The organism is Achromobacter sp. (assembly GCF_050285585.1).
GTDB lineage: Bacteria > Pseudomonadota > Gammaproteobacteria > Burkholderiales > Burkholderiaceae_B > Achromobacter.
Window position 1 is genome coordinate 528,158 of record NZ_JBLZXF010000001.1, and the last position, 24,981, is coordinate 553,138.

At 69.0% G+C, this 24,981-nt stretch carries 25 protein-coding genes; 12 read left to right on the top strand and 13 right to left on the bottom strand.

All coding sequences use genetic code 11. From position 1 onward, the window contains the following. Nucleotides 1-148 precede the first annotated feature (148 nt). Nucleotides 149-1,459, top strand: a complete 1,311-nt coding sequence (locus ACN6PJ_RS02480; RefSeq protein WP_427994312.1) for an MFS transporter — start codon at nt 149-151, stop codon at nt 1,457-1,459. Here the strand turns inward: ACN6PJ_RS02480 and ACN6PJ_RS02485 are convergent. Next, on the bottom strand, nt 1,454-1,777 hold the full coding sequence (locus ACN6PJ_RS02485) for a flagellar transcriptional regulator FlhD (protein ID WP_427994313.1): 324 nt from the start codon (nt 1,775-1,777) through the stop codon (nt 1,454-1,456). The two genes, ACN6PJ_RS02480 and ACN6PJ_RS02485, sit on opposite strands and share 6 nt — an antisense overlap. Nucleotides 1,778-1,968: 191 nt before the next feature. Between ACN6PJ_RS02485 and ACN6PJ_RS02490 the strand changes: the two genes are divergently transcribed. Both ACN6PJ_RS02490 and ACN6PJ_RS02495 read left to right on the top strand, forming a co-directional pair. Beyond that, nucleotides 1,969-2,652 carry a DUF2325 domain-containing protein gene (locus tag ACN6PJ_RS02490; RefSeq protein WP_427994314.1) on the top strand — a complete coding sequence of 228 codons (684 nt, stop codon included), beginning with the start codon at nt 1,969-1,971 and terminating at the stop codon, nt 2,650-2,652. 69 nt (nt 2,653-2,721) lie between these two features. Further along, entirely contained in the window at nt 2,722-5,712 is a 2,991-nt protein-coding gene (locus tag ACN6PJ_RS02495; protein WP_427994315.1) for a PAS domain-containing protein, read from the top strand. A 33-nt stretch (nt 5,713-5,745) separates the two neighbouring features. Here ACN6PJ_RS02495 and ACN6PJ_RS02500 read toward each other — a convergent pair whose 3' ends face one another. Both ACN6PJ_RS02500 and ACN6PJ_RS02505 read right to left on the bottom strand, forming a co-directional pair. Continuing rightward, nucleotides 5,746-7,152 (bottom strand): RNA polymerase factor sigma-54, encoded by a 1,407-nt coding sequence (locus ACN6PJ_RS02500; RefSeq protein ID WP_427994460.1) that lies wholly within the window; start codon nt 7,150-7,152, stop codon nt 5,746-5,748. A gap of 180 nt (nt 7,153-7,332) precedes the next feature. After that, nucleotides 7,333-8,256, bottom strand: coding sequence for a sigma-54 interaction domain-containing protein (locus ACN6PJ_RS02505; protein WP_427994461.1), 924 nt, complete (start codon nt 8,254-8,256; stop codon nt 7,333-7,335). A 262-nt stretch (nt 8,257-8,518) separates the two neighbouring features. On the opposite strand from ACN6PJ_RS02505, the gene ACN6PJ_RS02510 reads away from it, so the two are divergent. Beyond that, a complete protein-coding gene (locus tag ACN6PJ_RS02510) occupies nt 8,519-9,922 on the top strand; it encodes a sigma-54-dependent transcriptional regulator (RefSeq protein WP_427994316.1) in 1,404 nt (467 codons plus the stop codon). On the opposite strand, the gene ACN6PJ_RS02515 is transcribed toward ACN6PJ_RS02510, so the two are convergent. Then, complete coding sequence (locus tag ACN6PJ_RS02515; RefSeq protein ID WP_427994317.1) at nt 9,910-10,293, bottom strand: hypothetical protein; 384 nt, start codon at nt 10,291-10,293, stop codon at nt 9,910-9,912. The two genes, ACN6PJ_RS02510 and ACN6PJ_RS02515, sit on opposite strands and share 13 nt — an antisense overlap. Nucleotides 10,294-10,439: 146 nt before the next feature. Here ACN6PJ_RS02515 and ACN6PJ_RS02520 point away from each other — a divergent pair, with 146 nt between their 5' ends. Continuing rightward, nucleotides 10,440-10,688 carry a hypothetical protein gene (locus ACN6PJ_RS02520; RefSeq protein ID WP_427994318.1) on the top strand — a complete coding sequence of 83 codons (249 nt, stop codon included), beginning with the start codon at nt 10,440-10,442 and terminating at the stop codon, nt 10,686-10,688. 19 nt (nt 10,689-10,707) lie between these two features. Here the strand turns inward: ACN6PJ_RS02520 and ACN6PJ_RS02525 are convergent, their stop codons facing one another. Further along, nucleotides 10,708-10,989, bottom strand: coding sequence for a DUF378 domain-containing protein (locus ACN6PJ_RS02525; RefSeq protein WP_427994319.1), 282 nt, complete (start codon nt 10,987-10,989; stop codon nt 10,708-10,710). A gap of 108 nt (nt 10,990-11,097) precedes the next feature. Between ACN6PJ_RS02525 and ACN6PJ_RS02530 the strand changes: the two genes are divergently transcribed. Further along, entirely contained in the window at nt 11,098-11,688 is a 591-nt protein-coding gene (locus tag ACN6PJ_RS02530; protein WP_427994320.1) for a phage holin family protein, read from the top strand. Between the two features lie 36 nt (nt 11,689-11,724). Then, a complete protein-coding gene (locus ACN6PJ_RS02535; protein ID WP_427994321.1) occupies nt 11,725-12,345 on the top strand; it encodes a DUF4142 domain-containing protein in 621 nt (206 codons plus the stop codon). Between the two features lie 24 nt (nt 12,346-12,369). On the opposite strand, the gene ACN6PJ_RS02540 is transcribed toward ACN6PJ_RS02535, so the two are convergent. From ACN6PJ_RS02540 to ACN6PJ_RS02560, 5 genes are all read right to left on the bottom strand, one after another. Continuing rightward, entirely contained in the window at nt 12,370-13,257 is an 888-nt protein-coding gene (locus tag ACN6PJ_RS02540; protein WP_427994322.1) for an SDR family oxidoreductase, read from the bottom strand. A gap of 75 nt (nt 13,258-13,332) precedes the next feature. Further along, nucleotides 13,333-15,840: a DNA ligase D gene (ligD, locus tag ACN6PJ_RS02545; protein ID WP_427994323.1), complete on the bottom strand. Its 2,508-nt coding sequence runs from the start codon at nt 15,838-15,840 to the stop codon at nt 13,333-13,335. 9 nt (nt 15,841-15,849) lie between these two features. Continuing rightward, nucleotides 15,850-16,737: a Ku protein gene (locus ACN6PJ_RS02550; protein ID WP_427994324.1), complete on the bottom strand. Its 888-nt coding sequence runs from the start codon at nt 16,735-16,737 to the stop codon at nt 15,850-15,852. Nucleotides 16,738-16,838: 101 nt separating this feature from the next. Beyond that, nucleotides 16,839-17,180 carry a DUF883 family protein gene (locus ACN6PJ_RS02555; RefSeq protein ID WP_427994325.1) on the bottom strand — a complete coding sequence of 114 codons (342 nt, stop codon included), beginning with the start codon at nt 17,178-17,180 and terminating at the stop codon, nt 16,839-16,841. A gap of 74 nt (nt 17,181-17,254) precedes the next feature. Next, the gene (locus tag ACN6PJ_RS02560; protein WP_427994326.1) at nt 17,255-17,584 is read right to left on the bottom strand and encodes a four-helix bundle copper-binding protein; all 330 of its coding nucleotides are present in this window, start codon (nt 17,582-17,584) and stop codon (nt 17,255-17,257) included. A gap of 147 nt (nt 17,585-17,731) precedes the next feature. On the opposite strand from ACN6PJ_RS02560, the gene ACN6PJ_RS02565 reads away from it, so the two are divergent. Continuing rightward, nucleotides 17,732-17,983 (top strand): hypothetical protein, encoded by a 252-nt coding sequence (locus ACN6PJ_RS02565; RefSeq protein WP_427994327.1) that lies wholly within the window; start codon nt 17,732-17,734, stop codon nt 17,981-17,983. Here ACN6PJ_RS02565 and ACN6PJ_RS02570 read toward each other — a convergent pair. Beyond that, entirely contained in the window at nt 17,969-19,048 is a 1,080-nt protein-coding gene (locus ACN6PJ_RS02570; protein ID WP_427994328.1) for a DNA topoisomerase IB, read from the bottom strand. The two genes, ACN6PJ_RS02565 and ACN6PJ_RS02570, sit on opposite strands and share 15 nt — an antisense overlap. Before the next feature lie 108 nt (nt 19,049-19,156). Between ACN6PJ_RS02570 and ACN6PJ_RS02575 the strand changes: the two genes are divergently transcribed. The 3 genes from ACN6PJ_RS02575 to ACN6PJ_RS02585 all read left to right on the top strand — a co-directional run bounded on the left by ACN6PJ_RS02575 (nt 19,157) and on the right by ACN6PJ_RS02585 (nt 20,593). Further along, nucleotides 19,157-19,318 carry a hypothetical protein gene (locus tag ACN6PJ_RS02575; RefSeq protein WP_427994329.1) on the top strand — a complete coding sequence of 54 codons (162 nt, stop codon included), beginning with the start codon at nt 19,157-19,159 and terminating at the stop codon, nt 19,316-19,318. A 49-nt stretch (nt 19,319-19,367) separates the two neighbouring features. After that, nucleotides 19,368-19,520, top strand: a complete 153-nt coding sequence (locus ACN6PJ_RS02580) for a DUF3309 family protein (protein WP_043548603.1) — start codon at nt 19,368-19,370, stop codon at nt 19,518-19,520. A gap of 134 nt (nt 19,521-19,654) precedes the next feature. Next, a complete protein-coding gene (locus ACN6PJ_RS02585) occupies nt 19,655-20,593 on the top strand; it encodes a 2-hydroxyacid dehydrogenase (protein ID WP_427994462.1) in 939 nt (312 codons plus the stop codon). 12 nt (nt 20,594-20,605) lie between these two features. On the opposite strand, the gene ACN6PJ_RS02590 is transcribed toward ACN6PJ_RS02585, so the two are convergent. Next, nucleotides 20,606-21,439 carry a universal stress protein gene (locus tag ACN6PJ_RS02590; RefSeq protein ID WP_427994464.1) on the bottom strand — a complete coding sequence of 278 codons (834 nt, stop codon included), beginning with the start codon at nt 21,437-21,439 and terminating at the stop codon, nt 20,606-20,608. Nucleotides 21,440-21,554: 115 nt separating this feature from the next. Then, the gene (locus ACN6PJ_RS02595) at nt 21,555-23,741 is read right to left on the bottom strand and encodes an FUSC family protein (protein ID WP_427994330.1); all 2,187 of its coding nucleotides are present in this window, start codon (nt 23,739-23,741) and stop codon (nt 21,555-21,557) included. A gap of 217 nt (nt 23,742-23,958) precedes the next feature. On the opposite strand from ACN6PJ_RS02595, the gene ACN6PJ_RS02600 reads away from it, so the two are divergent. After that, complete coding sequence (locus ACN6PJ_RS02600) at nt 23,959-24,873, top strand: EAL domain-containing protein (RefSeq protein ID WP_427994331.1); 915 nt, start codon at nt 23,959-23,961, stop codon at nt 24,871-24,873. The last annotated feature ends 108 nt before the right edge of the window (nt 24,874-24,981 follow it).

Sequence of the window (24,981 nt, forward strand, 5' to 3'; positions counted from 1 at the left end):
GATCTATCGATATTAAATATGGACGATACCAGTCGCATATATTGGACATATGGCCAGGAAAAGTCTACCTTGAATGGGCGGGCAACGCCGCCGCGACGCTTTCTTCGGCGTGGGCAGGCCGGTTGTCCGGTGCCTTTCGAGATTTCAGATGTCTACCCCTCCAGTCAGTTCCCAGCCTGAAAGCGCTGCGCCAGCCGCGCCCTCGGCGTCGTCCATCCCCGAATCCCCCGATTATCTTGCCCGCGGCACGCCAGGACTGCACCGCGCCCAATGGGCCCTGTTCGCGGCCGGCTTTTCCACCTTTTCGCTGCTGTACTGCGTGCAGCCGCTGATGCCGCTCTTCACCGGCGCGTTCGGCGTATCGCCCGCGCAAAGCAGCCTGGTCCTGTCGTTGTGCACGGGTCTGCTCGCGGTGGCGATCTTCTTGGTGGGCCTTTTTTCGCAGTCCCTGCCTCGCAAGCGCGTCATGGCGCTGTCGCTGTTTGCCTCGGCCGTGCTGGGCACCGTCGCCGCCGTCGCGCCGGACTGGCACAGCCTGCTGGCGCTGCGCGCGCTGCAGGGCGTGGCCATGGGCGGCGTGCCCGCCGTGGCCATGGCGTATCTGGCGGAAGAAGTCGAGCCCGACACCCTGGGATTCGCCATGGGCCTGTACATCAGCGGCAGCGCCTTTGGCGGGCTGTCCGGGCGGGTCATCACCGGGCTGGTGGCGGACCACTTCGGGTGGCGCGCCGCCCTGGGCACGCTGGGCGTGCTGGGCATGGTGGCCGCGGTGCTGTTCGTTTGGCTGCTGCCCGCTTCGCGCCGGTTCACGCCGCAAAGGGGCAGGGGTTGGGAGGGCGTGTGGGGCGACGTGCGCGCCGGCGCGCGCGCCCACCTCAGGAACGGCCCGCTCTGCGGCCTGTTCGCGCTGGGAGGCCTGCTGATGGGCGCGTTCGTCACGGTCTACAACTATGTCGGCTTCCGTTTGCTGCTGCCTCCGTTCTCGTTGAGCCAGACGTTCATCGGATTCATCTTCGTCGTGTATCTGGTCGGGATCTTCGCCTCGACCTATTTCGGCAGGCTGGCGGACCGCCACGGCCGCGGCGCAATGCTCTGCGCGGCGAGCGGCCTGGCGCTCGCGGGCCTGCTGCTGACGCTGTCGGACGCGCTCCCGGTCCTGATCGCGGGCATCGTGGTGTTCACCTTCGGCTTCTTCGCGGCGCACGCGGTGGCCAGCGGCTGGGTGGGGCAGATGGCGCGCGGCTACAAGGCGCTGGCCGCTTCACTGTACCTGCTGGTGTACTACGTGGGATCGAGCGTGCTGGGCGCGCTGGGCGGGCATTTCTGGACCGCGGGCTCCTGGGCCGGCGTGGCCGGAATGACCGGTGGATTGCTGGCGTTGGCGTTGGCGATCAGCGCCGGCCTGTACTGGAAGACCGGCCGGGCCCCGACCGCCGGCGCCGTGGGGCGGGCCTCATGAGCCGAGCCGGGTCAGGCCGGCCGAAGCACCATTGCCGGCCGGCGCGGCGGCGCTCCCGGCCAGCGTGGCGTCCAGCCCCTGGCTCAGCGCGGACAGCAGTTGATGGGGGGGCAGGTCCAGCCGCGCAAGCAATACGCTCGATTGGGCCAGTTTGACCAATTCCGGGCGGCCTTGCTCGGCCAGCCACCGGCAGGCTTGTTCCGACGCGGGCGTGCCGGCCATGCCGGCATGGCCTTCGCGCGCCATGCGCTGCAGAAGCAGCAGGTACATCAGATTGGTTTCGTGTATGTCGCGGAGCAGTTCGGTGGGCGTTGGCATTGGGTATCCCTGACTTGCGGGCCGGCGTGCCGATTGTCGATCATATTTAAGCGACCGGATTGGGTCAGTAGTGGATTTCCCGGTGCCATGCGAGGCGTAGGGGCATGGCATGAAAGAGAGTAAGTCTCATTTATGATTTGTGCTGCCCAGGCGCGCGCCGCGCCGCTTCCATTTCCGATCCGAGGGCCGCGATGCATCCTTCTTCTTCCGACAGCCATGACCTCAGGCGCGAGCATGCCGCGCTGCTTGCCGCCTATGGCCAGGCGCAATCGCATTGCAGCCGCCTGCTCGCCGCGCAAGGCGCGCGGATCCTGTACCTGGAGGAAGAGGCCATGCGGCTGCGCGCCGCGGTCATCGCGCGCGATACGGCCCTGGCCTGGGCGCGCGAAGACCGCCGGGCGCTGGAAGTCTCGATCCCGGGCCTGCCCAAGCGCGCGGCGCTCGCCCGCAGCGTCACGCAGCTGATGGAGCGGGTGCAGGCGCTGATGCGGGAGCGGCTGGCCTGGCAGGGACGCAGCGCCGGCGAACGCAGAGCGGGCGCGCCGGCGCCGTCGCCGGCAGGGCGGCCGGCCGCCATCGCCCTGAGCCGGAAATCGGTGCTGTGCGTGGGGAAAGACGCCATGGCCCTGGCATTGACGCGCAAGGTGGTCGAAATGGCCGGCGGTCGCTACCTGGGCCACAGCGGCGGCGGCGCGGACGGCGAGGCGCTGGAGGCCAGCCTGGTGGAGGCGGACCTGGTGATCTGCCAGACGGGGTGCGTCAGCCACGGCGCCTACTGGCGCGTGAAGGATCACTGCGCCCGCACCGGCAAGCAATGCGTGCTGGTCGACAAGCCGGAAGCCCTGAACGCATTGCGGCTGGAACGGGAAACGTAGCGTCGCGTTACCTAGCGTTTCGGCAGCTCGCGGCCCCCCGCAATACAGTCTTCGTGTTGAGGGGCTGAGATGCTGACAAAGCGAGATCGCGTCGCGCTTCCCTGGACGGACACGCTTGCCCGTCTTGAGGACGAGCGCATCATGTTGGAGCGCATTGCCGCCGGCGTCCCGCTGGGGGAGGTGCTGGAGCATGTGCTGCATGCCATCGAGGCGCAGTCCAGCGTGGAGCTGCGCACCTCGATCGCGCTCGTGGATGACGCGGGCGTCTGCCTGCGGCACGCCGCCGCGCCCAGCCTGCCGGCCTCCTACAACGCGGCGGTGGACCGGGCGCCCATCGGGCCCTCCATGGCGTCCTGGGGAACCGCGGCCTATACCGGCTGCCCGGTCTACGTGGAAGACATCGCTTCCAATCCCAGTTGGGAGCGATGGCGCGAGCTGGCCCTGGCCAATGGCCTGAAAGCCTGCTGGTCGACGCCGATCAAGGCCCCGGACGGCCGGCTGCTGGGCGTGTTCTCCAACTACTACGGCACCGTCCGTTCGCCCTCGGCGCATGACATCGACGCGATCGCGCTCGTGACCCGCAGCGCGGCCCTCGCCATCGAACGCCACCTGACGGAATCGGCGCTGCGGCGCAGCGGCGAGCGATGGCGCGGCATGTTCGAGGGCATGCAGGAAGCCTTCTTCCTCAGCGAGGCCTTGCGCGATCCGGACGGCCGCATCGCCGATTTCCGCTTCCTGGAGGTAAACCCGGCGTTCGAGCGGCAGACCGGCATGAAGGAAGGAGATACGCTGGGCCACACCCTGCGCGAGATGATCCCGAATGTCCCCGGGCAGCTCATGGATGCGTTCGCCAAGGTGGTGGAGACCAGCGAGCCGGCCCAGTTCGAGTTCGCCACGCCCACGCCCAAGGAGGCCTGGTACGAGGCCCGCGTGCGCAAGGACGGGCCCGACCGCATCATGGCGCTGTTTCTCGACGTGACGGCGCGCAAGATGGCGGAAACCGAGTTGTGGGAAGGCCAGCGCCGCAAGAATTTCCTGTTGGCGCTGAGCGACCGCATGCGCGAAATGCACCTGCAGGCCGCGATCGAACAGATGGCATGCGAAGAATTGGGCCGGCTTCTGGCGTTGGGTCTGGTCGCCGTGCTCGACACGGCGGGCGAGGACGGGCGGCCCGTGCTCGCCACGTGCTGGCACGCAGGCGCGCATCCGGAAAGCCGGCAGCCCCTGGAACTGGACCGCCTGGGCGACGAGTACGCGGATGCGCTCGCCAGCGGCCGCAGCGCATACCTGCCGCCCTTGCTGGCCGAGGCCGAGGGCGATGTCCGTCCATGGGCGATCGTGGTGCCGATGCGCCGGTGGGGACGGCAGGGCGGGGCCATGCTGGTGCGGCCGCTGGCGGGCAGCCGGCTCCGGCATGGGGATGTCGCCTTCATCGAAGAGGTGGCCGAGCGCATGTGCGCCGCCGTCGAGCGTTCCCAGTACGCGCGCGTCCTGGAGCAGCGCGTGGAAGGCGCGATCGCGGAGCGCGACCGCATCTGGCGCCTGTCTCCCGAGCTGCTGGCCGTGGTGGACCGGGAAGGCCGTTTCGTGAGCGTCAATCCGGCGGTCCGGCCCATCCTGGGCTGGAGCCCGGAGCAATTCCTGTCGATGGGCCTGGCGGAACTGATACACCCGGACGACCGGGAGGCCACGCTGGCTGCGTGGTCGCGCGCCACGGACGGCGGCCCCCTGCAGGCCGCGCGGCACGTCGAGAACCGGCTGCTCAAGCGCGATGGCGGGTATTGCTGGATCACGTGGAGCATGTCTTCGTCGCAGGACAAGCTCTACATGACCGGCCGGGACGATACCGACCTGAAGGCGCAGGCCGAAGCCTTGCGCGAAACCGAGAACGCCTTGCGCCAATCCCAGAAGATGGAGGCGGTGGGACGCCTGACCGGCGGCATCGCGCACGACTTCAACAACATGCTCCAGGGCATCACCGGCGCCCTGTACCTGATCGAACGCAAGCTCGCGTCGGGCACGCCCGACCAGGCCTTGCGCTTCGTGTCGGTCGCGATGGATTCGGCGAACCGGGCGGCGCACCTGACCCAGCGCCTGCTGACCTTCTCGCGGCGCCAGCCGATCGACCCGAAACCCTTCAGCGTGGCTTCGGCGCTGCAATCCATGGCCGACCTGTTCCGCCGCTATACGGGCGAACGCGTGCGGCTCGCATTCGATCTCGAGTCCGGCCTGTGGACCGTGCGCTGCGACAAGAACCAGTTCGAGAACGCCATGCTGAACCTGGTGATCAATGCTCGCGACGCCATGCCGGAGGGAGGGGTGCTGACCGTCGCGGCGCGGAACGCGCATGGCGGCGAGCCGCAGCTGCGGCAGCTGTCGGATGCGCCGCCGGGGCCATTCGTGGAGGTGTCGGTCTCGGACGAGGGCTGCGGCATGGCGCCCGATGTGCTGGCCCACGCTTTCGATCCTTTCTATACGACGAAGCCGCAGGGAGAGGGCACAGGCCTGGGGCTGTCCATGATCTACGGGTTCGCCCGGCAGGCTGGAGGCGTGGCGACGCTGGAGAGCACCGAGGGGGTGGGCACGACGGTAAGGCTCTTCCTGCCCCGTCACGAAGGCGCGCCGGAACGCGCGCCGAGGCGGGAGCCTCCCGCGGAACCGGCGCCCGCGCCCATGCGCCAGGCGGTGGTCGTCGTGGTGGAAGACGACGCGAATGTGCGGGACATGGTCCACGAATGCCTGGCGGAACGGGGGCTGCAGGTGCTGACCGCGTCGGATGGCGAGGCGGGCCTGGAACTCGTGCGGTCCACGCGGGACATCGACCTGCTGGTGACGGACGTGGGCCTGCCCGGCCTGAACGGCCGCCAGCTGGCGGACGCCGCCAGGACGGCCTATCCGGGATTGAAGGTGCTGCTCATGACGGGCTACGCGGGAAACGCCGCGCGCGACCGGGACTTTCTGGAGCACGGCATCGAATTGATCGTCAAGCCGTTCTCGCTGGACGCGCTGGGCGAACGCGTCCAGCGCATGCTGGACGGCGCGGCCGAAGCGCCCGATTGAGGGGAACGACCGCGTGTCCGGGCGTTCCCCGATCTAGTGCTGGCGCCGCAGCTCCGCGGGCGGCACGCGCAACTGCCCGCGATACTTGGACACCGTGCGGCGCGCCAGGAGAATGCCGCTGGCCGCGAGCTGCTGCGTCAGCGCCACGTCCGACAGCGGCATGGCGGGATCTTCGGCGTCGACCATCTCCTTGATCAGCGCGCGCACCGCCGCCGCGGAACACGAGCCGCCCGATTCGGTGGCGAGTTCGCGGGAAAAGAAATGGCGGAATTCGAAAACGCCGCGCGGCGTCACCATGTACTTGCCCACGGTCGCGCGGGACACGGTGGATTCATGCATTTCGAGATCGTCCGCCACCTCGCGCAGCATCAGCGGCCGCAAGGCAACGTCGCCGTACTCGAAAAAGGTCTGCTGACGCTTGACGATGGCTTCCGCCACGCGCTGTATGGTGGTGTAGCGCTGCTCGACATTGCGCACCAGCCAGCGGGCTTCCTGCAATTCCTGGGCCATCGGGCTGCGGTCGTCGAGCCGGGCTCGGCGGAACAGGTCCGCGTAGGTGCGGTGCAGCCGGGCCTGGGGCATGGCGTGGCGATTGGGCAGCACCCGCCAGCGCGCGTGCCACTTGTCCACGAATACGTCGGGAATCACGTAGGCCGGCGCATCGGCGCTGTAGCGCCCGCCCGGTTTCGGATCGAGGCTGCGGATCAGGGCGCAGGCCTCGCGCAGCTCGTCGTCCGTGCAATCGAGCAGGCGCCGCAATCCGGCGCAATCGTTCTTGGCGAGCCGTTGCAGATGGTCGCGCGCGATGCGCAGCGCCAGCGTCCGGATGCGGGGCTGCGCGTCGGTCGCGGCCGCGAGCTGCAGCGTCAGGCACTCCGCCAGGTCCCGGGCGGCCAGCCCGGGCGCGTCCAGTTGCTGCACCAGGCGCAGGGCCGTCATCCATTCGGATTCTTCCGGCGTCGGGTCGAACTCGGCGCGCTCCGAATCGCACAGGCCGGAAATCGGCGTGCGCAGATAGCCGTCGTCATCCAGCGCATCGATGATGAATTCCGCCAGCAGGCGGTCCCGCGGCTTCAGGTGATAGTTGCCCAGTTCCTGCGACAGGCGCTGGCGCATCGATAGCGAGGCGCACGCCCACTGCCCCTGGTCCATCCCGCCGTCGCCGGAAGCGCGCGTGGGATAGTCGCCGGAATAGGCAGGGGCGTCGGGAGGAGGGGATTCGGCGTCCGCGGCGGGAGCAGGCGGTTCGGGCGGGGCGTCGTCCTGGCGCGCGGGCGCCTGGGGGCTGCCGGCAGGCGCGGCGGGCGGATCGGCGTCCTGCTCGTCGGCATCCTCCAGGAACGGGTTGGTGGCGAGCGCGTGCTCCACCGCCGTGGTGAATTCCAGCGCGGACATCTGCAGCAATTTGACGGACTGCTGCAGGCGGGGCGCCAGCGTCATCTGCTGGCGCAGGCGCAATTCTTGCGTAGGGTAGCCCAATCGAATCTCCGGAAGATGCCGCCGGCTGGCGGCGCACTCCCGGGAAGACATGCAAGAACCGTGCCAGGATATCTCCTGCGGGCGGGTCCGCGGCATGCGCGGCACGTCGCCCCTGTCTTACAAGAACACGGTAAGAATTGCTCAGGCGCGCGCCGGGGCCTCGGCGTCGCTGTCGTAGGAATCCAGCCGGTTGTAGAGCGTCTTCAGGCTCACGCCCAGGGCATCGGCGGCCATCCGCTTGTCGCCGCCATAATGGGCCAGCGTGGCCAGGATGAACTCGCGTTGCGCCCGACCCAGCGAGGTGCCGATGGGCAGGGTGAGCGTACCCTCGCGCGTCACCGTCCGCTGCCCGCCAGGGCCCCGCGTCAGCGTGCCAGGCTCGAGTTCGGCGTCGGCCAGGATGTAGGCGCGCTGCACCGCATTGCGCAGTTCGCGGACATTGCCCGGCCAGTCGTGCCCGGCGATGGATTCCAGCATGCGCGGCGCGAAAGTCTTGCGCGTGCCGTGCTCGCGGTTCAGGGTGTCCAGGAACTGGTGCGCCAGCACCAGCGCGTCGTTCTCGCGTTCCCGCAACGGCGGCACGCGCAACGGGATGACGAGAAGACGGTGCAGGAAATCCTGCCGCAGGCGTCCTTCCGCGACCGACGCCGCCGGATCGCGATTGCTCGCGCAGATGACGCGGACGTTGGCGCGCAGCAGGTCGGAACCGCCCACGCGCTGGTAGGTGCCGGTTTCCAGGACCCGCAGGAAATGGACCTGCATGTCCGGCGGCATCTCGGTTACCTCGTCCAGGAACAGCGTGCCGCCGCTGGCGTATTCGAAGTAGCCCGCGTTCTGCGAGACCGCGCCGGTGAAACTGCCTTTTTCATGGCCGAACAGTTCCGCGTGCGCGAGCGTGCCGCTGATGGCGCCGCAATTCACGGCCACGAAAGGCTGGTCGCGGCGCTCGCTTGATTCGTGGATCGCGCGCGCGAGGACTTCCTTGCCGGTCCCGCTTTCGCCCACGATGAAGACGCTGGCGTCCGTCGTCGCCGCCAGCCGCCACTGGGCGCCCAGTCTTTGCATCGCGGGAGACATGCCTGATACGTCCATGAGGACGGAGGAGGGCGCGGATGCGGCGTCGCGTCCGGTGTTGATGGTGCGATTTGCCATGTCGATTCCTTGGCCCGGTTCAGGGCCGCCGCTTTACATGCATCGTAGAAGGCGCCCGCGGCCTCGTATGCGACGAGTTGCAAGCATTCGAAAACATTATTGGAAAATATCGAATATTTACCTATCCCTGCGCGCGAGCCGCTATGCTGAACCGTGGTTCAACAAGGAGCGGGGAATGCCTCATCTGCTGATCGTCGACGATGATGCCGCGATACGGGAGACGCTGGCCGAGGTGGGCCGCGACTGCGGCTTTTCCGTGGCCTTGGCGGCCAGCGTCAAGGACGCGCTGATCCAGCTCGAGCGCCAGGCGCCGGATCTGGTCCTGACCGATGTCCGGCTGCCGGAAGGCAGCGGCATGGATATTTTCAAGAACGCTGCCGCCGCCAGCGCGGAGGTCGTGATAATGACGGGCCACGGCACCATGGACAACGCTGTGCAGGCGTTGCGGCTGGGCGCTACGGACTATCTCGTCAAGCCCATCTGCATGGAGCGCCTGAACGATATTCTCGCGCGCATCGCGGCCAGGGCGGGCACCGAATCGCCCGGCGCTCCGTTCGAGGAACCGGGGCGTTTCGGCAGGATGTATGGGGCGTCGGAGCGCATGCTCGAGCTCTACCGCCAGCTCAAGCGCGTCGCGCCCACCAACGTCACCGCGCTCGTGATCGGCGAAAGCGGCACGGGCAAGGAGCTGGCTGCCCACGCCATCCATGAGCTCAGCCCGCGCAGGCAGCGGCCGTTCATTGCGGTGAACTGCGGCGCCATTTCGCCGAACCTGATCGAAAGCGAGATGTTCGGCCACGAACGCGGCAGCTTCACCGGCGCGGACCGGCAGCACAAGGGCTATTTCGAGCGCGCCGACGGCGGCACCCTGTTCCTGGACGAAGTGACCGAGATGCCGCTGGATCTTCAGGTAAAACTGCTGCGCGTGCTGGAGACCGGCCAGTTCATGCGCGTGGGCACCAACCGCGAAATCGCCTGCGATATCCGCATCATCGCGGCGACCAACCGCAACCCCGAACAGGCCGTGCGCGATGGCAAGCTGCGTGAGGACCTGTATTACCGCCTGAGCGTCTTTCCGGTGGAATTGCCGCCGCTGCGCGAGCGGGGCGAAGACATCCTGTTCCTGGCGCGGGGCTTTCTTGAGGTTCAGAACCAGGAGTCCGGCAAGCGCAAGGATTTTTCCGATCGCGCGCTCACCGTGCTCAAGCAGTACGACTGGCCGGGCAACGTCCGGGAGTTGAAGAACTTCGTGCGGCGCGCCTTCATCATGGCCGATGGCGACACGCTCGAGGCGGACAGGCTGGTGCCCCAGGTATCGCCGTCCAGTCCCGGCGGAGACGGGCAGGTGAGCGTGCCCGTGGGCGAGACGCTCGCCGAGGCCGACCGGCGGCTCATACTCGCCACGCTGGAACGCTGCAACGGCGTGAAGAAACAGACCGCCGCCATGCTGGGCATCAGCCCCAAGACGCTGTACAACCGCCTGGAAGAGTATGCCGCCGCGGGCTACGAGCTGCCGGGCGAATCCGGCTCCCGGACGGACCCTCCGCCCGGGAACCAGGGAGGCGCTCACTTGCCGTAGCGGGTCTTCAGGTCCGCCAGGCATGCGTCTTTGGCGTTGCCGGACATGGCGTCGCATTTTTCCTTGCCGACCTTGTAGTCCGCTTCATTGCGCGTCTTGGCCGCGTCGTGCGTGGCCTCGGCTTTTTCCTTGCCGGCCTTGGCGTCGGCCTTGGCCTTGTCGCGCGTCGCCTCGGCCTGCTGCTGGCAGACGTCCTTCTGGTTGCCCTTCAGCGCATCGCAGCGCTTCTTGTCCAGTTTGTACTGGTCGTTGATCTGCTCATTGCTGCGCACGGCGGTCGCGCCGCCGGACGCGGTCTGCGCAGGGACCTGGAGGGCGAGTGCCGAGAGGCTCAGGGCCACGGCGGGGAGCACGGGTTTGGACACATTCATGGTTGACTCCTTTTCAGGGAAGTCCGGCTTGTTGCGGACCTGGAAGCCCCAAGCAAGCGGCATTCCCGGCGGCCGGACGGGCACGCGGCTTGCGCCCTCGTGGCTGCCGGCGCCCCGCGCCCTTCGTTCAACAGCCGGGAGACACCATGAGCACCGACACCAAGCACGACACCGGACGGCAACAGCCGGAGCAGCCTGCTTCGCGATCGCGGGCCAATACGCCGCAGCCCGACACCGAGACCGCGCGCCGCAGCGGCCAGTTCGGAGCGGACAAGCCGGGCTTCGGCAAGCCGCCGCGGCGCCCCGAACGCGCCGCGGACAGAAAGCCCAACGACAAGGGGCCCGAATACGAGGAGGGGGGCCAGTATCCCGGCAAGCGCCCGGACGGCAAGTAGCACAGGGGGAAACCGCCCGCTAGTCCGCGCCCTCGCCGAGGCGAAACAGCAGCACGACGCAACGCAGGGCGGCCAGGCCTATCAATCCGTAGGCCGCCCGCAGCGCGAATCCGGAAGGCAGCACCGCCGAGAACACGTCCAGGTCCACGGCGGCGATCAGTCCGCTGTTCAGGCCGGAGACGACGATGGCGATCAGGGCCGCCCAGTCCAGGACGGACAAACCGCGCGCCTCGTCGGGGTTGGGGGACGCGGCCTCGTCCGCCGATGCGGAAAAATCTTCGTTTTCGCCAGGCATGTCCATGCTGGTGTCCTCGCAATGACCACCGCCGGCCTCAGCAAGCCGCGTGCCGGGAGCGGGAATGGCAGTTGCTGCGATGGCCGTTATGTCATTCCCGCACCGGAGAACCTCATGTCCTTGATCGTCGCAGCCCGATTCGACACCTTCGATGAAGCCGCGGAGGCGGCGCGCAGGCTTTTTGCGGAAGGATTTACCGAAGACGACATCCATACCTTCTACATCAACACAGCCGGCGAGCACGCGCGCTTCCCCATAGGCGGGGACCGGGTGGCCGACCCCGACGCCAAGGGCGGCCACTTCGGCGCCGTGGCCGGCGCGTCGGCGCTGGGCCTGGTGTTCGCGCTGCTGGGCGGACTGATCGCCGCGCGCCTGGCGGCTTCCATTCTGCTGGTGATCGCCGCCGCCGGGGTGGGCGCCTATCTGGGCGCGCTCGCAGGCGCTCTATGGGTGATCGGACGGGGCCGCCGCAAGCGGCCGGGCGCGCCGCCCGCGCCGGATGTGCATCCGGACCTGCGCCAGGCGGGCGTGATGCTGGCCCTGCACGTATCCCCCGAGCGCGACGCGCTGGCCAGGACGGTTCTGGGCGCGGCCGGCGGCCAGGATATCGAGCGCGCGAACGGCCGTTGGCTGAACGGGAAATGGGAAGATTTCGATCCGCTGGAGCCGCCGCGGCGGGCCGGCGCGCCGTCGATGGCGGGCTGACCGCCCCGGAGCCGGCGGCGGACCAAGGAGACCAGCATGGGCAAGACCACGTGGATGCGCGGCCTGGCGGCGGCTTTCCTGCTCGCCGTGCCGGGCGTATTGTGCCCCGCTTACGCGCAGGGGCTGGACGAGGCGGACGCGCGCTTTCTTCAGGCCGCGGCCGGAAACGGCCTCTTCGAGATGGAAGCGGCGCGCCTGGCGCAGAAACAGGCGGACAGCAGCGACATCAAGACCTTCGCGGCGAAAATGCTGGAGCAGCATCGCGCCATGAATGGGGACCTGAAAACGCTGGCCCTGCAAAAGCAGGTGACGCTGCCCGAGCAGCCGGCGGAGCCGGATCGCGGCACGCTGGATCAATTGCGTGGCCGGAAGGGGCCGGATTTCGACGTCGTGTACGTCCAGAAGGCCGCGGTGGACGCCCATGTCATGGCCAATCGCCTGTACGAGACGGCGGCCAGGCAGTCCGCCGACCCCCAGGTCCGCGATTTTGCGCAGCGGGCGCTGCCGATGCTGGCGGAGCATCTGGCCATGAGCCGCGCGCTGCAGCGTCCTCGGCCAGCGGGCGGCGACAGAATCCTGCCGCCGGTAAAGGGCGAGGCGCCGGCGGTCTCGCCCGCTTCGCGCGAGGCGCCGGCTTCGATCGCGCCCGCCAAGTAGCGGCCCGGTGCGCGGGTCCCGGCTTCAGTCGCCCGCGCTGCCCGTGATCGGCAGGACGATGCCGGTGATATAGCTGGAGCAGGCGGGCGAGGCCAGGAATACGTAGGCCGGCGAAATTTCTTCCGGCTGCGCGGGGCGGCCCAGGTCTGTGTGCTTGCCGAATTCCTGGATGGCCTCCGCGCTCTGGTCGGCCGGGTTCAGCGGCGTCCAGACCGGGCCGGGCGCCACCGCGTTCACGCGCACGCCCTGGCCGGCCAGGTTGGCGGCCAGGGAGCGCGTGAAGGCATGGATCGCGCCCTTGGTGGATGAGTAGTCCAGCAGCCGGGCACTGCCGCGCAGGCCCGTGACCGACCCGGTATTGATAATGCAGGAACCCGCCTTCAGGTGAGGCAGGGCCGAGCGCGCCATGTAGAAGTAGCCCGTGATGTTGGTGCGCAGGGTCTTGTCCCACTTCTCGTCGCTGATCTCGGGCAGCGAGTCCGTGTGCTGCTGGTAGGCGGCATTGTTCACCAGGATATCCAGCTTCCCGAAGGCCTGCACGGTCCGCTCCACGGCCTGCGCGCAGAAGGCCGGATCCTGCACGTCGCCGGGGATCAGCACGCAGCGGCGGCCTTCCTGCTCCACGGCGCGGCGAGTGGTTTCGGCGTCTTCGTGCTCGCTCAGGTAGACGACGGCCACGTCCGCGCCTTCGCGCGCGAACAGGACGCAGACCGCCCGGCCGATGCCGGAATCGCCCCCCGTGACGACGGCGGCCATGCCGTCGAGCTTGCCGCTGCCGCGGTAGGCGGGCGCCTGGTACTGCGGCTTGAGGGCCATGTCGGCTTCCTCGCCCGGCTTGGGCAGGTGCTGGGCCGGCATGGGCGGGGTGGGGTGCGGGCGGGCGCCCGTGGCGTCATGCGTGGGTCTGCTCATGCGAATCTCCCTGTAGCGGCGCGGCGGGCGCCTCGCCATCCACGAGCAAACGGCGTTCCCGGCGGCGCGCGCGGCCTACAGCCCGAGCTTCTTCAGCATGCGCGGGCCCACCGTCTTGCGCGCGGCCTCGTAACCGCGCCACGGATCGGCCGAGTCCCGCGCAAGCGACACAGCGTTGCGGATGTTGCAGGCGGCGCCGCGCAAATCCCGGCCCGATTCCAGCGCCTCCCATCCCACGGGCATGGAGACCGGTGCGCCGGCCCGCGCGCGGGCCGAATATGCGGCGATGGCCGTGGCGCCGTTGCCGTTGCGCAGATAGTCCACGAAAATGCGCCCCTGGCGGCGCACCTTGGACATATTGGAGGTAAAGCGTTCCGGAATGACGCGCGCCAGTTCGTTCGCCAGCGCATGCGCCAGGCCCTTGACCGTGTCCCAGGGCTGCGTCGGACGGATCGGCGCGACCAGATGCAGGCCCTTGCCTCCGGTGGTCTTGAGAAAGGGCGCCAGCCCGATCTCCTCCATCAGCCCGCGCGCCAGCTGCGCGCCTTCGGCGACGGTCTTCCATGGCACGTCCGGGCCGGGGTCGAGGTCGATGGTGATGCGGTCGGGTTCGCCGGGGTTCGGTTCCCGCGCGCCCCAGGTATGGAATTCGATGACGCCACGCTGCGCCAGCGCAATGACGCCTTCGACCGACCGGATCAGCAGATGCTCGCCATCGCGTTCCAGTCCGTCGGGCAATCGGCCGGTGATGTGCTTCTGGAAAAAGCAGGTGGAGTCGGTGCCGTCCGGGCAACGCAGCAGCGCGATGCGCCGGCCTTGCAGGTGCGGCATGATCAAGTCGCCGGCGGCCTCGTAGTAGCGCGCCAGTTCGAGCTTGGTGGTGTCCGGGTCATGGATGATCACGCGTCCAGGATGCGTGATGCGCGTCCCGCCCACCTTGTCGCCTGCGGCGGCGGCCTCGACCGGCGCGGCGGCCGTTTCGCCGCTGACTTCGCTGGCGGGCTTGTCCTCGCGCAGGCCGACGAACGATGCCTGCCTCAGCAGCTTGTCCTGCGTGAGGCCCGCGTAGTGGATTTCGGCGACCAGCTCCGGCTTGACCCAGCGCACCTCGCCCGCGCCGCGGCCATAGCGGCCGGGGCCCGGCAGCGGGCCATCGAAGGGACTGGCCTCGGCCTTCAGCGCGCTAAGCTTCTTGTGCAGCGATGCGAGGGTGGCCGCGCTGAAGCCTGTGCCCACCCGGCCCGCGTACGCCAGCTTCCCGCCTTTGCGCAGCCCCACCAGCAGGGCGCCGAAATGCTTGCGGGAGCCGCCCGGGGCCGTGTAGCCCCCGATCACGTATTCCTGCCTCGGCCGGCATTTGAGTTTCAGCCAGGCGGTGCCGCGGCCGGCGACGTAGGGCGAGTCCAGCCGCTTGCAGATCAGGCCTTCCAGGCTCAGCCGGCAGGCTTCCGACCAGGCCGCGCGTCCTTCCGTGCCGTCGGCGACTTCCAGGCGCTGCGTCATCATCAGGGGGCCCCCTTCCGGCAGCGCGGCCAGCACCGTCTCCAGGCGCGACTGCCGCTCGGACAAGGGCAGGGCGCGCAGATCGGCGCCATCCCAGTACGGCAGGTCGAATGCCATGAAGGACAGGTCCCGGGTCCGGCCGTCCAGCGCATTCTGCAATAGCTGGAAATCGGAGATTCCGCGCTCGTCCAGGCACACCACTTCGCCATCCATCCAGCCATCGGGCAGGTCCAGCGCGCTCAGCGCGTCCGCCAGGGGGGCCATGCGGTCCGTCCAGTCCTTGCCGCTGCGGCTGACGAGGCGCGCCCGCCCCTGGCGGAAACGGCACAGGATGCGATAGCCATCGTACTTGACCTCATAAGACCAGCCGGGGCCTTGCGGCGGCGCGTCGACCAGCGTGGCCAGCTGCGGCTCCAGGGTCGCAGGCGGCGGCGCGCGGCGGCCCCCGGTCTTGGCGGTCCCGGCGGTCCCGGCGGTCCCGGCGGTCTTGGCAGGCTTGGCAGGCTTGGCGGCCTTGGCGGTCTTGGCGGTCTTTACGGAGCTGGCCGCCTTGCCGGCCGAGGCGTGTCTGCCCGCTTCGGCGTCGTCGCCTTCCACCGCGGCATCGTCGTCCAGTTTGCGCAACAGCCATTGGTTGTCCTCCTTGCCCAGCCGCAGCAAGGCCCAGGCGCCCTTGAGCGTGCCGCCGCGCAGCGTGAAGCGCAGATGGCCCCGCGCAAGCCCGCGCCTGGGGTCGCCGTCCGGCGTCCAGGTTCCGCTATCCCAGATGTCCACGTGCCCGGCGCCATAATGGCCCTTGGGAATATCGCCTTCGAACTTGCCGTATTCGACCGGATGGTCTTCCACCTTGATCGCCAGGCGCTTCACGTCGGGGTCGCGGCTAGGCCCCTTGGGCACCGCCCAACTCACCAGCACCCCATCGAGCTCCAGCCGGAAGTCGTAGTGCAGGGCGCGGGCCTCGTGGCGCTGGACCACGAAGGACAACGGGCCGCCGGCGCGCGCTTGGGCCGCCTTGCCCGGCGGCTCCCGGGTGCCGGTGAAATCGCGCTTCTTGCGGTATTGGGCTAGCGGTTCGCTCATCGGGTCTCCTTACGCCGCCTTGCGCCGGCCCGCGGCGGAGGATTTGCGCGCCGCGGTCTTCTTGGCGGGCGCGCGCTTCCTGGCGGGAGCGGCCTTCGCGGGCCGCGAGCCCCGCTGTTCTATGCTCTGCTTGAGCAGGGACATCAGATCGATCACCTTGGCCGATTCGCGCGGCCGCTTTTCGTCGGGCTCCGTCAGGACGTGAGTCTTGCCGGCTTTGATCTTCTTGTCGATGGCTGCGAGCAGATCCTCGCGGTAGTCGTCGCGATAGGCCTCGGGGTCCCAGGGCGTGGTCATGTCGTCCACCAGCCGCATCGCCATCTCGCGCTCGCGCGCGGCGGGCGCGGCCTCCTTGCCGCCGGGCAGGTCCAGCTCATCCGCGGAAAGTATTTCGTCGGCGTAGCGCAGGGTGATGAGCATCAGCGCCTCGCCCTGCGGCAGCAGCGCGCACAGGTACTGGCGGGTATGCAGGACGACGCGCGCGAGGCCCAGCCTGCCGGCGCGCCGCAGCACCTCGCGCAACAGCACGTAGCCCTTTTCGCCGCGGCGGTCCGGGGCGAGGTAATAAGGGGTGTCGTAGTAATAGATGGGGACTTCCGCGGCGTCGACGAAGCCCTGGATCTCGACCGTCTGGGTAGCGGCGACATTGGCGCGCTTGAAGTCCTCGTCGTTCATGTAGACGTATTCGCCTTTTTCGTATTCGTAGCCCTTGACGATGTCTTCCGAGGCGATGACCTTGCCGGTGCGCTTATTGATGCGCTGGTAGCCGACCGGCGCATTGTCGCGGCGGTCTATCCAGTCGAAATCCAGCCTGTGCGGCCGCGTGGCGGCATGGACGACGATGGGCACGTGCACCAGACCGAACGAGATCGCGCCTTTCCATATGGTTCGCGCCATGGCCGGCTCCTGTTGTCGGGGACGCAATGACCAGCAAGGCGCGTGCCTGCCGGCCGGCCGCGAGGGCGGGGCCGCCGGATCCGGCCCCGTTGCCCCTTCCTTTATTGGCGGCCCACCACCACGCCGAACAGGAAGGCCGCGCCGGCCACGAGCCCTATCGCCTGCCATGGCCGCGCGTGGATGTATTCCTCCGTGCAGTCGATGGTTTCGCGCATCAGATCGCCCGCGTTGTCGGAGGCGTCGCGCAGGCTGCGCCGCGTGGCGCGCAGTTGCTCCGACAGCCTGGACCTGAGCGCCTCCAGGTCCGTGGCGTCCTTGTCGTTGAGCGTGGCCTCGAGTTCGTCGATCCAGGATTCGGGATGCCGCCCGCGGCGGCGCACACCGCTGTTGTCCGGCCCGTTCTCGGGGAAGTCGGAGGGCAGGGGGGTGTTCGTATTGGCCATCGATAGCTCCTGACGGTCGGGCTGGGGTTGCGCCTGCGCTGGCCGGCCCGGGCGGCCGCGCGGCAAGTCGGGCATCACGGTTCGAGCATGTCGCGGCACGCCAGCGTGCAACTCAGGCATGCCCCCGCGCAGATCTGGCAATGCTGCGCGCCATGCGGCGAGCATTCGCGCGCGCAGGAATCGCAGACCAGGGCGCACAAAGTACACAGCGCGGTGGAAAATTCGCCGTTGCGCGCCAGCATTGCCGCGCACAGCCGGCAGACCGCCGCGCAGTCGGTGCACAGGCCGATGCAACGCCTCATGCGGGCGGGCTCGTCCTCCAGGCATGCCGCGGCGCACACGTCGCAAGCGACCGCGCATTCATAGCAGGCTTGCACACATTGCTCGAAATTTGGGTCTCGCATTGCATCTCCTTGTGAGTCGCCGTGCCGCCCTGCAACCCGCGCGTCAGGGGCCGCGGGCACATCCGCTTGCAAATTGGCCGCGTGAGACGTTTTCTCGCGTGGCGGGGCGCCGTAGGATGAGGAATCCATCCCCGACAGGAGGCGCTCATGAAACCCGCATCCGCACCCAGGCCGGCCAAGGCCGCCCGTGCCCGCAAGCAGCCGGAAGACAACGCTAAGATACTGCCGCCGCGCGGCCCCGTCGACGTTCCGCGCATGCCGGTTAAACCAGACCCCTCGACGCCCGATGAGGCCGCGCGCGATACGCGGGCCGTGGTCGACAATCGCACGGAGTCGAACTGGGCGGACGGCTCCGCCCCGCAGCCGCGCGCCAAGAATGCGCGTTCATCGATTCTCTGAGCGGCGCGTAGCGCGATCCGCCGGCGTTTTCGCGGGCGCGGCGCCGGACGCCGTTTGCAGGAAGGCGAGCAGGCGGCGCTCGTCCGCATGGAGTCCCCGGGGGCTGGCCGGCGCGGCAGACCGTGAAGGCAGGCGCCCGGCCAGGTAGGCATCCAGGATGGCCGGATGCACGTAACAGGCACGGCAGACGGCCGGCGTGTTCGCCAGGCGCTGCGACACTTGCCTGATGACGTCCGCCACCGTTTTGCGGGCCTCGTTCCCGTCCTGCGCGGGACGCTCCTGCAAGGCGCGGTAGGCCAGCACCGACCCCGCCCACGTGCGATAGTGCTTGGCCGTGAAATCCGCCGCCCCGGCGTCCCGCAAATAGGCATTGACCGCGCCGGAGTCCACGGGGCGGCTGGCGCCTTCTTCGTCCTGGTACTGGAACAGTTGCTGGCCGGGGATGTCCAGGCAGCGCTTGATGATGCGGGCTACCCGCCGGTCGGCCAGGGTCACGTCATGAGGCACGCCGCTCTTGCCCTGGAAGCGGAAGCGGATCCGGCTGCCGGCCACGCTGGCGTGGCGGCGCTTGAGCGTGGTGAGTCCATATGACTTGTTGGCGCGCGCATATTCGCGCGCGCCGATGCGGATCAAGGTGGCCTCCAGCAGGCGCACCAGCGCGGCGATCACCTTGTTCTGCGACAGGCCCGGGCTCTCCAGGTCGCGTTCCATCCGCCGCCGGATGCGGGGCAGGGCCCGGGCGAAGGCTTCCAGGCTCTGGTACTTGTCCGCGTCGCGCACGGCGGTCCAGTCCGGATGGTAGCGGTACTGCTTGCGGCCGCGCGCATCGCGCCCCGTGGCTTGCAGGTGTCCGCGAGGAGAAGGGCAGATCCAGACCTGTTCATAGGCCGGCGGTATCGCCAGCGCGTCGATGCGCGCGATTTCGCGCGCGTCGCGGATGCGCTTTCCTCTTGTGTCCAGGTAGGCGAACGCGTGGCCGTTGAGCCGCCTGCGGCGATATCCCGCCTGGGTGTCGTCCACGTAGACCAGATCCGGATCGGGCGGGGCGGAATGCGGACGTGTCATCGGGGCTCCAGGCTCGGGCGGCGTTGCCGCGACCAGCATGCGGCGTGCCCGGATCCAGACGGGAACGGCACTTGCTCCCGCTGCCAGGGATTCCCACAGGAGGCTGCCATGCAACCCGCCATACACATGCACGTTCCACCCAAGCCGGATCCTATCCCGCCGGGCTCTCCGCCGGGTGATCTGCCCGTCGATCCCGATACCGACGAACCGGACGTCGATCTGCCCCCGCTGTCGCCGCCGGACAAGGAAATCGCCCCGCCGGGGAAGTGATGCCCGTCCGCCATCCCAGAACGCGAATCGATAAAGACAAGGAGTCGCCATGTCGACCATTCTGCTGATCATCCTCATTCTGCTGCTGGTGGGCGCCGTGCCCGCCTGGCCATACAGCCGCGGCTGGGGCTATTACCCGAGCGGCATCCTGGGCATCCTGTTGATCGTGCTGATCGTCATGCTGCTGACAGGGCGTCTGTAGCGGCCCCATGCGGCTCCGGCGCCGCGCCCGCGCGGGGCCGGGGGCCACGGAATGCCGGCGGGTGGCGCACGCGCAGGGGGAAGCGTAATATGCCCCGGTTTTTGCGCAGCTCCGCCATCCGCGGCATTCCCGACATGACCATTCCCCTGCTTATCCTGATAGAAAGCGTGCAGGATTACCTGCCTGCCTTCGAGGCGCGCGGCTTTCGCGCCATCTATGCCCCCACCGCCGAAGCGCGGACCCGGGCGATCCGCGAGCATGCCGCCGACATCCGCATCGTGCTGACGCGCGGCGCCACCGGCTTTCGCGCGGACGAGATGGCGGCGCTGCCGAAACTGGAAATGGTGTGCTCGCTGGGCGTGGGCTACGAGAACATCGATATCGTCGCGGCTCGCGCGCGCGGCATCGTGGTGACCAACGGCCCGGGCGCCAACGCGGTGGCGGTGGCCGATCATGCAATGGCGCTGCTGCTGGGCGCCGCGCGCCGGCTGCCGCAGGCGGACGCCTGGGTGCGGCAGGGCCATTGGAGCGGCTTCATGGGGCCGCAGATCACCGGCAAGCGCCTGGGCATCCTGGGGCTGGGCACCATCGGCCTGGAAATCGCCAGGCGGGGCGCCAACGGCTTCGGCATGCAGGTCGGCTATTACAACCGGCGCGCGCGGCCGGAAACCGGCTACGCCTATTTCGACAATCCGCGGGCGCTCGCCGCGGCGTCGGATTTCCTGGTCGTGGCCACGCCCGGCGGCGCGGACACGCGGCACCTGGTGGACGCCCAGGTGCTGGAAGCGCTGGGCCCCGGCGGTTACCTGGTCAATATCGCCCGCGGCAGCGTGGTCGATACGCAGGCGCTGATCGGGGCGCTGGAGGCGGGCCGCCTGGCGGGCGCCGGGCTGGACGTGGTGGAAGGGGAGCCCGAGATCCCCGACGCCCTGAAGCGGCTGGACAACGTGGTGCTGACTCCGCACAGCGCCGGCCGCTCCCCGGAAGCGGTGGACGCCACCGTGGCGCTGTTCCTGGACAACGCGGCCGCGCATTTCGCCGGCAAGCCCGTCCTGACGCCGGTTCCGGGCTAGGCGGCGCTTCCGCTAGTGGGAGAACATGACCGGCAGGGTCATGCTCTTCAGGATGGAGGCGGTTGCGCCGCCCAGCGCCCATTGGCGGAACTTGCTGTGGCCGTAGGCGCCCATGACCAGCAGGTCCGCGCTGTAGTCGGCGGCGGCATTCAGGATGGTGCTGCCCACGCCCACCCCCTTGACGTCGCGGCGCACGTGCTCGGGCGCCGGCATGCCCTGGGCCACGCAGTAGCTGGCCAGGTCATCGAAGGGGATATCGCCCTTGCCGTTGGATTCGCCTTCGTCCATGGTCAGCACGATCATGTGCGAAGCCAGGCGCAGGATGGGCGCGGCGTCCGCCAGCGCGCGGGCGGCCTCGCGGCTGCCGTCCCAGCAGCACAGCACGCGGTCGCCGATCACGGGAAACTCGCCGCTGGAAGGCAGCGCCAGGACGGGCCGGCCGGCCGTCAGCAGCGTCTGCTCGACGAATTCGATTTCATGGGCGGCTTCCACATCCTGCCGGTTTTCCTGACTGACGATGATGAGGTCGCTGGTGCGCCCCAACAGCGCGACGGTGGCGCTGGGCGAGGCTTCCCCCGCGCGCACCACGGCGGGCACGTCGGACGCGGCCGCCGATGCCAGGAAACCGTTCTGCACCGCGTCCCGGCTTTGCGTCTGGATCTCTTTCATGACGGCGGTGGCCCGCGACATGAGCACGGACTCACCGTAGTAGTACTGCGGCGGGGCGGCGTTGGCGTAGATGCCGACCAGTTCGGCCTTGTGGCGCCTGGCCAGGGCGAGCGCCGCGTCGATGCGGCGCTTGCAGTCGAATCCATGGTCCAGATGGACGGAAATGCGGCGGTACATATAGGCCTCCTTGGGTTGGGCGTCCGATACCCACATGGTTGCGCGTTCCCGGAGAACGGCCTTTGACGCGGGTCAAGAGGCCGGCAGTTTCCCGGACATGGCGCAACCCCCCGCCCTAGTGCGAGGCCGGCGCGCGTTCGACCCGTTCGCGCAGCTGCCGTATCAGGCGCGCCTGCTGGGCGATGCGGTCCAGCGGGCCGGCCAGGTCAGGGGCGGCCATCGCAACGTCCCCGGGCAGGGTCAGCGGCCGCGAGCCGGCGCCGGAGGCCAGCCCCTGCGGATGCAGCGCGCCGGCCAGGGCGTGGCCGTAGTCGCGCAGCGCGGCCGCCGCGGGCGTGCCGGCGGGCAGCGGCGGCTGGATCTCCAGCACGGTGCCGGCCGCCGTGATGCGCCGCATCGCGTTCAGCAGGTTCACGGCCGTATCGACGTTGCGGTCCCGGTGCACCGGGTTCTGCTGCAAGCGCTGCAACGATGCCTGCGCGTTGTCGGCCGACAGGCAGGCTTCGCGGCGCAGCCCCACGACGTCCGGCGCGCCGCCGTCCCCGGCCTTGCGTTCGACGAGGGCCTGCGCGTAGGCGGCGTGGCGTTCCAGCGCGCGGGCCAGCGCGCCGGCCAGCTGGCGCGGCTCTTTTTCGGGCCAGACCAGGAAACCCACCAGCAGCGCCAGGATGCCGCCCAGCACGCTGTTGAACGCCCGCAGCGCGGCCAGCGTGGGCTCATAGATCTCCGGTTGCTGGATATGGGTGACCAGCACGAACTGGGACGTCAGGAAGAAGGTGAACAACGCATAGTGGATGGTGCGAGCGGCGAACGTGCCTAGGGCGATGGGAAGCACCGCCAGCGCGACGGACAGCGGCGTGCCGAGCGCGAGACCGAGCAGCGATGCCCCGATGGCGCCGGCGACGCTGCCCAGGACGCGCTCGAAGGTGCGCTGCCAGGTGGTGGCGAAGTAGGGTTGCAGGATGAAAACCAGCGTCAGGGACATCCAGTAGCCGTGATTGACGGCAAAGGTCTTGGACAAGGCGACGGCGATGGTCGCGCCCACGCCTACGCGCAGGGCGTGGCGGAACGCGTCGGACTCGAAGCGCAGATTCTGGCGCAGCGTGCGCCAGGCGTCGCGGACGGGGTGTTCCGCCAACCGTTCGCGCGACGGCGCGGCGGGCGGGCTGCCGTGATCGAAGAGCGATTGGGCGACGGCCTGCGCGGTCTGCTGCAGGCGGTCCAGCACCGGGGCCATGCTGGCCAGGTCCGGCGCGTGGGCCAGCGCGCTGCCGCGCAGTTCGCGCAAGCCCGCGCCGTAGTGCGCCAGCCGCTCGCGCAGGCACTCGGCCTGCCTGGGGTCGTTGACGTCCGAGGTGCTGGCGATGGCATTGCAGAGCGCCGCATAGCGATGCAGCGCCTGCGAAAGGTGCGCTCCCGCGCCGCGGCCCAGCCAGCGCGGCGCGTGCGATTCCAGGAGGTCCGCGGCCGCGACCAGCGCAATGAAACTGTCCTCCGCGCTGTCCAGCAGATAAAGCAGCTGGTGCGAGCGGGCGCGCCGGGAAGGCCGCGCGTCCTGCACTTCGCGAATGCGCGCCCGCGCGGCTTCGAGCGCCGCCCGCTGGGCGCTGCGATGGGGCCGGGTAACCGCGCTCCAGGCCTGCGGCCCCGCGTCGGGCGCCAGGCCGGAATACAGGTGAGCCAGCGCCGCGGCGAAGTCCGCCAGGCCGCGATAGCAATGCGCAACCGCAAGCGTGGCGTCCTTCCAGGGGCGGCGCCGCCACACCAGGGCCGTCATCAGGACCGCCCAGACCGCGCCCGCCAGGAAGAACAGGGAATAGGACAGGCTCTCGGCGAGGGTGGGCGCGGGAAGCTCCGCCGCCACCACGAAACCTGCGGACAGCAGGGTGCCGACGATGGCCGCCGCCGGGCCCAGCACCCGCAACAGGCCGCCGAAGGTGCAGCACAAAAAGGTCAGCGGCAATAGCAACAAAAGATGACTGGCGCTGGCGCTGGCCAGGAAGCAGAACAGCGCGCCGATCAGCCCGAGCGCAAGCATGGCGCCCGCGCGCTGTCGCAACGGCCCGCCAGGATCGCCGAAGCAGGCCCAGAAGGCGGCGATGGCGGTCCAGCCCAGGCGCGGCTCATTGGCCAGCACCGCCAGGATGACCGGCGCCGCGCTGATGGCGGCGGCTTGCAGGGCGTCCAGCCACAGGACATTGCGCACGGAAGCGCGCCAGCGGGAAAACGGATTCTTCACGCGAGACAGGAAGGCAGGGGATGAGGAAGCAAACCCTACCACGCCGGCAAGGCGTTTCGTCACGGCCTGTCCACGCTATGGAACGCCGCTGCCGCAGGAGGGCGGGCATACGGGTAGTTACATATCTGTGACTTTGCCGCGTCAAACACGCAAATTTGCCTGGAACAAATGTGAGAAATCGCATAAAAATCCTTGTAGCTGGGAATGCTCACGTCCAATGTGCCTCTTTCTGCGCCCGGACAGCGCAGGCTTTGCCCAGGGGCGCCCAAGGAGCGTCGACATGACGTCGAATCACGAGGCTTCCAGAAGCTCAATGGCGAGCGACGACGAGATCGCAGCCATGGTTACAGGCAAGGATGGCCTGCGCATGCTGTTGCAGCCGCAGGTGGACCTATTGACGGGCCGGATCGTATCGGCCGAAGCGCTGGCCCGTTGGCAACATTCCAGGCTGGGCATCATCATGCCCGGCGAGTTCATCCCCGCGGTCAACCGCCTGGGCCTGGACAAGATCCTCTTCGAACGCGTCAGCCTGCGGGTGATCGACATGCTGCTCACCTTGCGGCGCGCCGGCATCGCCGTGCCGGTCGCGATCAACGCGCCCGCTTCCACGCTGTCGGACGAACGCTCGGTGGATTTCCTGCTGGGGCGCATCCATGCGGCGGAACTGCCGGCCTCGCTGGTGCGGGTGGAACTGACCGAAGACCAGCCCATCCGGGAACTGGATGTGCTGCGCGCCTCGCTTCTCAAACTGGAGAACGCCGGATGCGAGGTGAGCCTGGATGATTTCGGCACCGGGCATGCCTCCCTGAAGCTGCTGTCGGCCATCCCGCTGTCCGAAGTGAAGATCGACCAGTATTTCGTCACCCGCATGCGGCGCAGCGCCGTGGCCTTCGAGGTGCTGCGCACGGCCGCCGAACTCGCGAACCGGCTCGGGCGCCGCGTGGTGGCGGAAGGGGTGGAGAACATGGCCGACATTCCGGCGTTGCGCGCGGCCGGCTGCCGCTACGGGCAGGGGTTCGCGCTGGGCCGCCCCATGCCACTGGACGAATTGATGATGCGCCTGCGCACGCAGCGCGAGCGGGGCGATGCCCTGGCCGCGTCCGCGCCCTATGCTTCGCCCTGGCTGGACGAGTACGAGGACGTCAAGCAGGACGCCGGTCCCCCGCGCCGCGCGCGCCACGTCACCACGCAATAGCGCATCCGCCTGCGCAGGATTTACCGGCCGGGTCCTGCCTTTACCGATCTCTCCGCATGGCTCCGGGGCCGGCCGCTGCTTGCGCGCGCCGGGCCGGGCGGAGCGCGT

Bases quoted from the DNA above. Each gene is read 5' to 3' on its own strand.
- ACN6PJ_RS02515 (WP_427994317.1), bottom strand. From the start codon at position 10,293: ATGAATGTGTCCAAACCCGTGCTCCCCGCCGTGGCCCTGAGCCTCTCG.
- ligD (WP_427994323.1), bottom strand. From the start codon at position 15,840: ATGAGCGAACCGCTAGCCCAATACCGCAAGAAGCGCGATTTCACCGGC.
- ACN6PJ_RS02560 (WP_427994326.1), bottom strand. From the start codon at position 17,584: ATGCGAGACCCAAATTTCGAGCAATGTGTGCAAGCCTGCTATGAATGC.
- ACN6PJ_RS02490 (WP_427994314.1), top strand. From the start codon at position 1,969: ATGCATCCTTCTTCTTCCGACAGCCATGACCTCAGGCGCGAGCATGCC.
- ACN6PJ_RS02575 (WP_427994329.1), top strand. From the start codon at position 19,157: ATGCAACCCGCCATACACATGCACGTTCCACCCAAGCCGGATCCTATC.
- ACN6PJ_RS02600 (WP_427994331.1), top strand. From the start codon at position 23,959: ATGACGTCGAATCACGAGGCTTCCAGAAGCTCAATGGCGAGCGACGAC.
- ACN6PJ_RS02480 (WP_427994312.1), top strand. From the start codon at position 149: ATGTCTACCCCTCCAGTCAGTTCCCAGCCTGAAAGCGCTGCGCCAGCC.
- ACN6PJ_RS02580 (WP_043548603.1), top strand. From the start codon at position 19,368: ATGTCGACCATTCTGCTGATCATCCTCATTCTGCTGCTGGTGGGCGCC.
- ACN6PJ_RS02535 (WP_427994321.1), top strand. From the start codon at position 11,725: ATGGGCAAGACCACGTGGATGCGCGGCCTGGCGGCGGCTTTCCTGCTC.
- ACN6PJ_RS02565 (WP_427994327.1), top strand. From the start codon at position 17,732: ATGAAACCCGCATCCGCACCCAGGCCGGCCAAGGCCGCCCGTGCCCGC.
- ACN6PJ_RS02530 (WP_427994320.1), top strand. From the start codon at position 11,098: ATGTCCTTGATCGTCGCAGCCCGATTCGACACCTTCGATGAAGCCGCG.
- ACN6PJ_RS02585 (WP_427994462.1), top strand. From the start codon at position 19,655: ATGACCATTCCCCTGCTTATCCTGATAGAAAGCGTGCAGGATTACCTG.
- ACN6PJ_RS02570 (WP_427994328.1), bottom strand. From the start codon at position 19,048: ATGACACGTCCGCATTCCGCCCCGCCCGATCCGGATCTGGTCTACGTG.
- ACN6PJ_RS02505 (WP_427994461.1), bottom strand. From the start codon at position 8,256: ATGCAAAGACTGGGCGCCCAGTGGCGGCTGGCGGCGACGACGGACGCC.
- ACN6PJ_RS02510 (WP_427994316.1), top strand. From the start codon at position 8,519: ATGCCTCATCTGCTGATCGTCGACGATGATGCCGCGATACGGGAGACG.
- ACN6PJ_RS02520 (WP_427994318.1), top strand. From the start codon at position 10,440: ATGAGCACCGACACCAAGCACGACACCGGACGGCAACAGCCGGAGCAG.
- ACN6PJ_RS02540 (WP_427994322.1), bottom strand. From the start codon at position 13,257: ATGAGCAGACCCACGCATGACGCCACGGGCGCCCGCCCGCACCCCACC.
- ACN6PJ_RS02555 (WP_427994325.1), bottom strand. From the start codon at position 17,180: ATGGCCAATACGAACACCCCCCTGCCCTCCGACTTCCCCGAGAACGGG.
- ACN6PJ_RS02550 (WP_427994324.1), bottom strand. From the start codon at position 16,737: ATGGCGCGAACCATATGGAAAGGCGCGATCTCGTTCGGTCTGGTGCAC.
- ACN6PJ_RS02485 (WP_427994313.1), bottom strand. From the start codon at position 1,777: ATGCCAACGCCCACCGAACTGCTCCGCGACATACACGAAACCAATCTG.
- ACN6PJ_RS02495 (WP_427994315.1), top strand. From the start codon at position 2,722: ATGCTGACAAAGCGAGATCGCGTCGCGCTTCCCTGGACGGACACGCTT.
- ACN6PJ_RS02500 (WP_427994460.1), bottom strand. From the start codon at position 7,152: ATGACGCTGGCGCCCCGCCTGCAGCAGTCCGTCAAATTGCTGCAGATG.
- ACN6PJ_RS02525 (WP_427994319.1), bottom strand. From the start codon at position 10,989: ATGGACATGCCTGGCGAAAACGAAGATTTTTCCGCATCGGCGGACGAG.
- ACN6PJ_RS02590 (WP_427994464.1), bottom strand. From the start codon at position 21,439: ATGTACCGCCGCATTTCCGTCCATCTGGACCATGGATTCGACTGCAAG.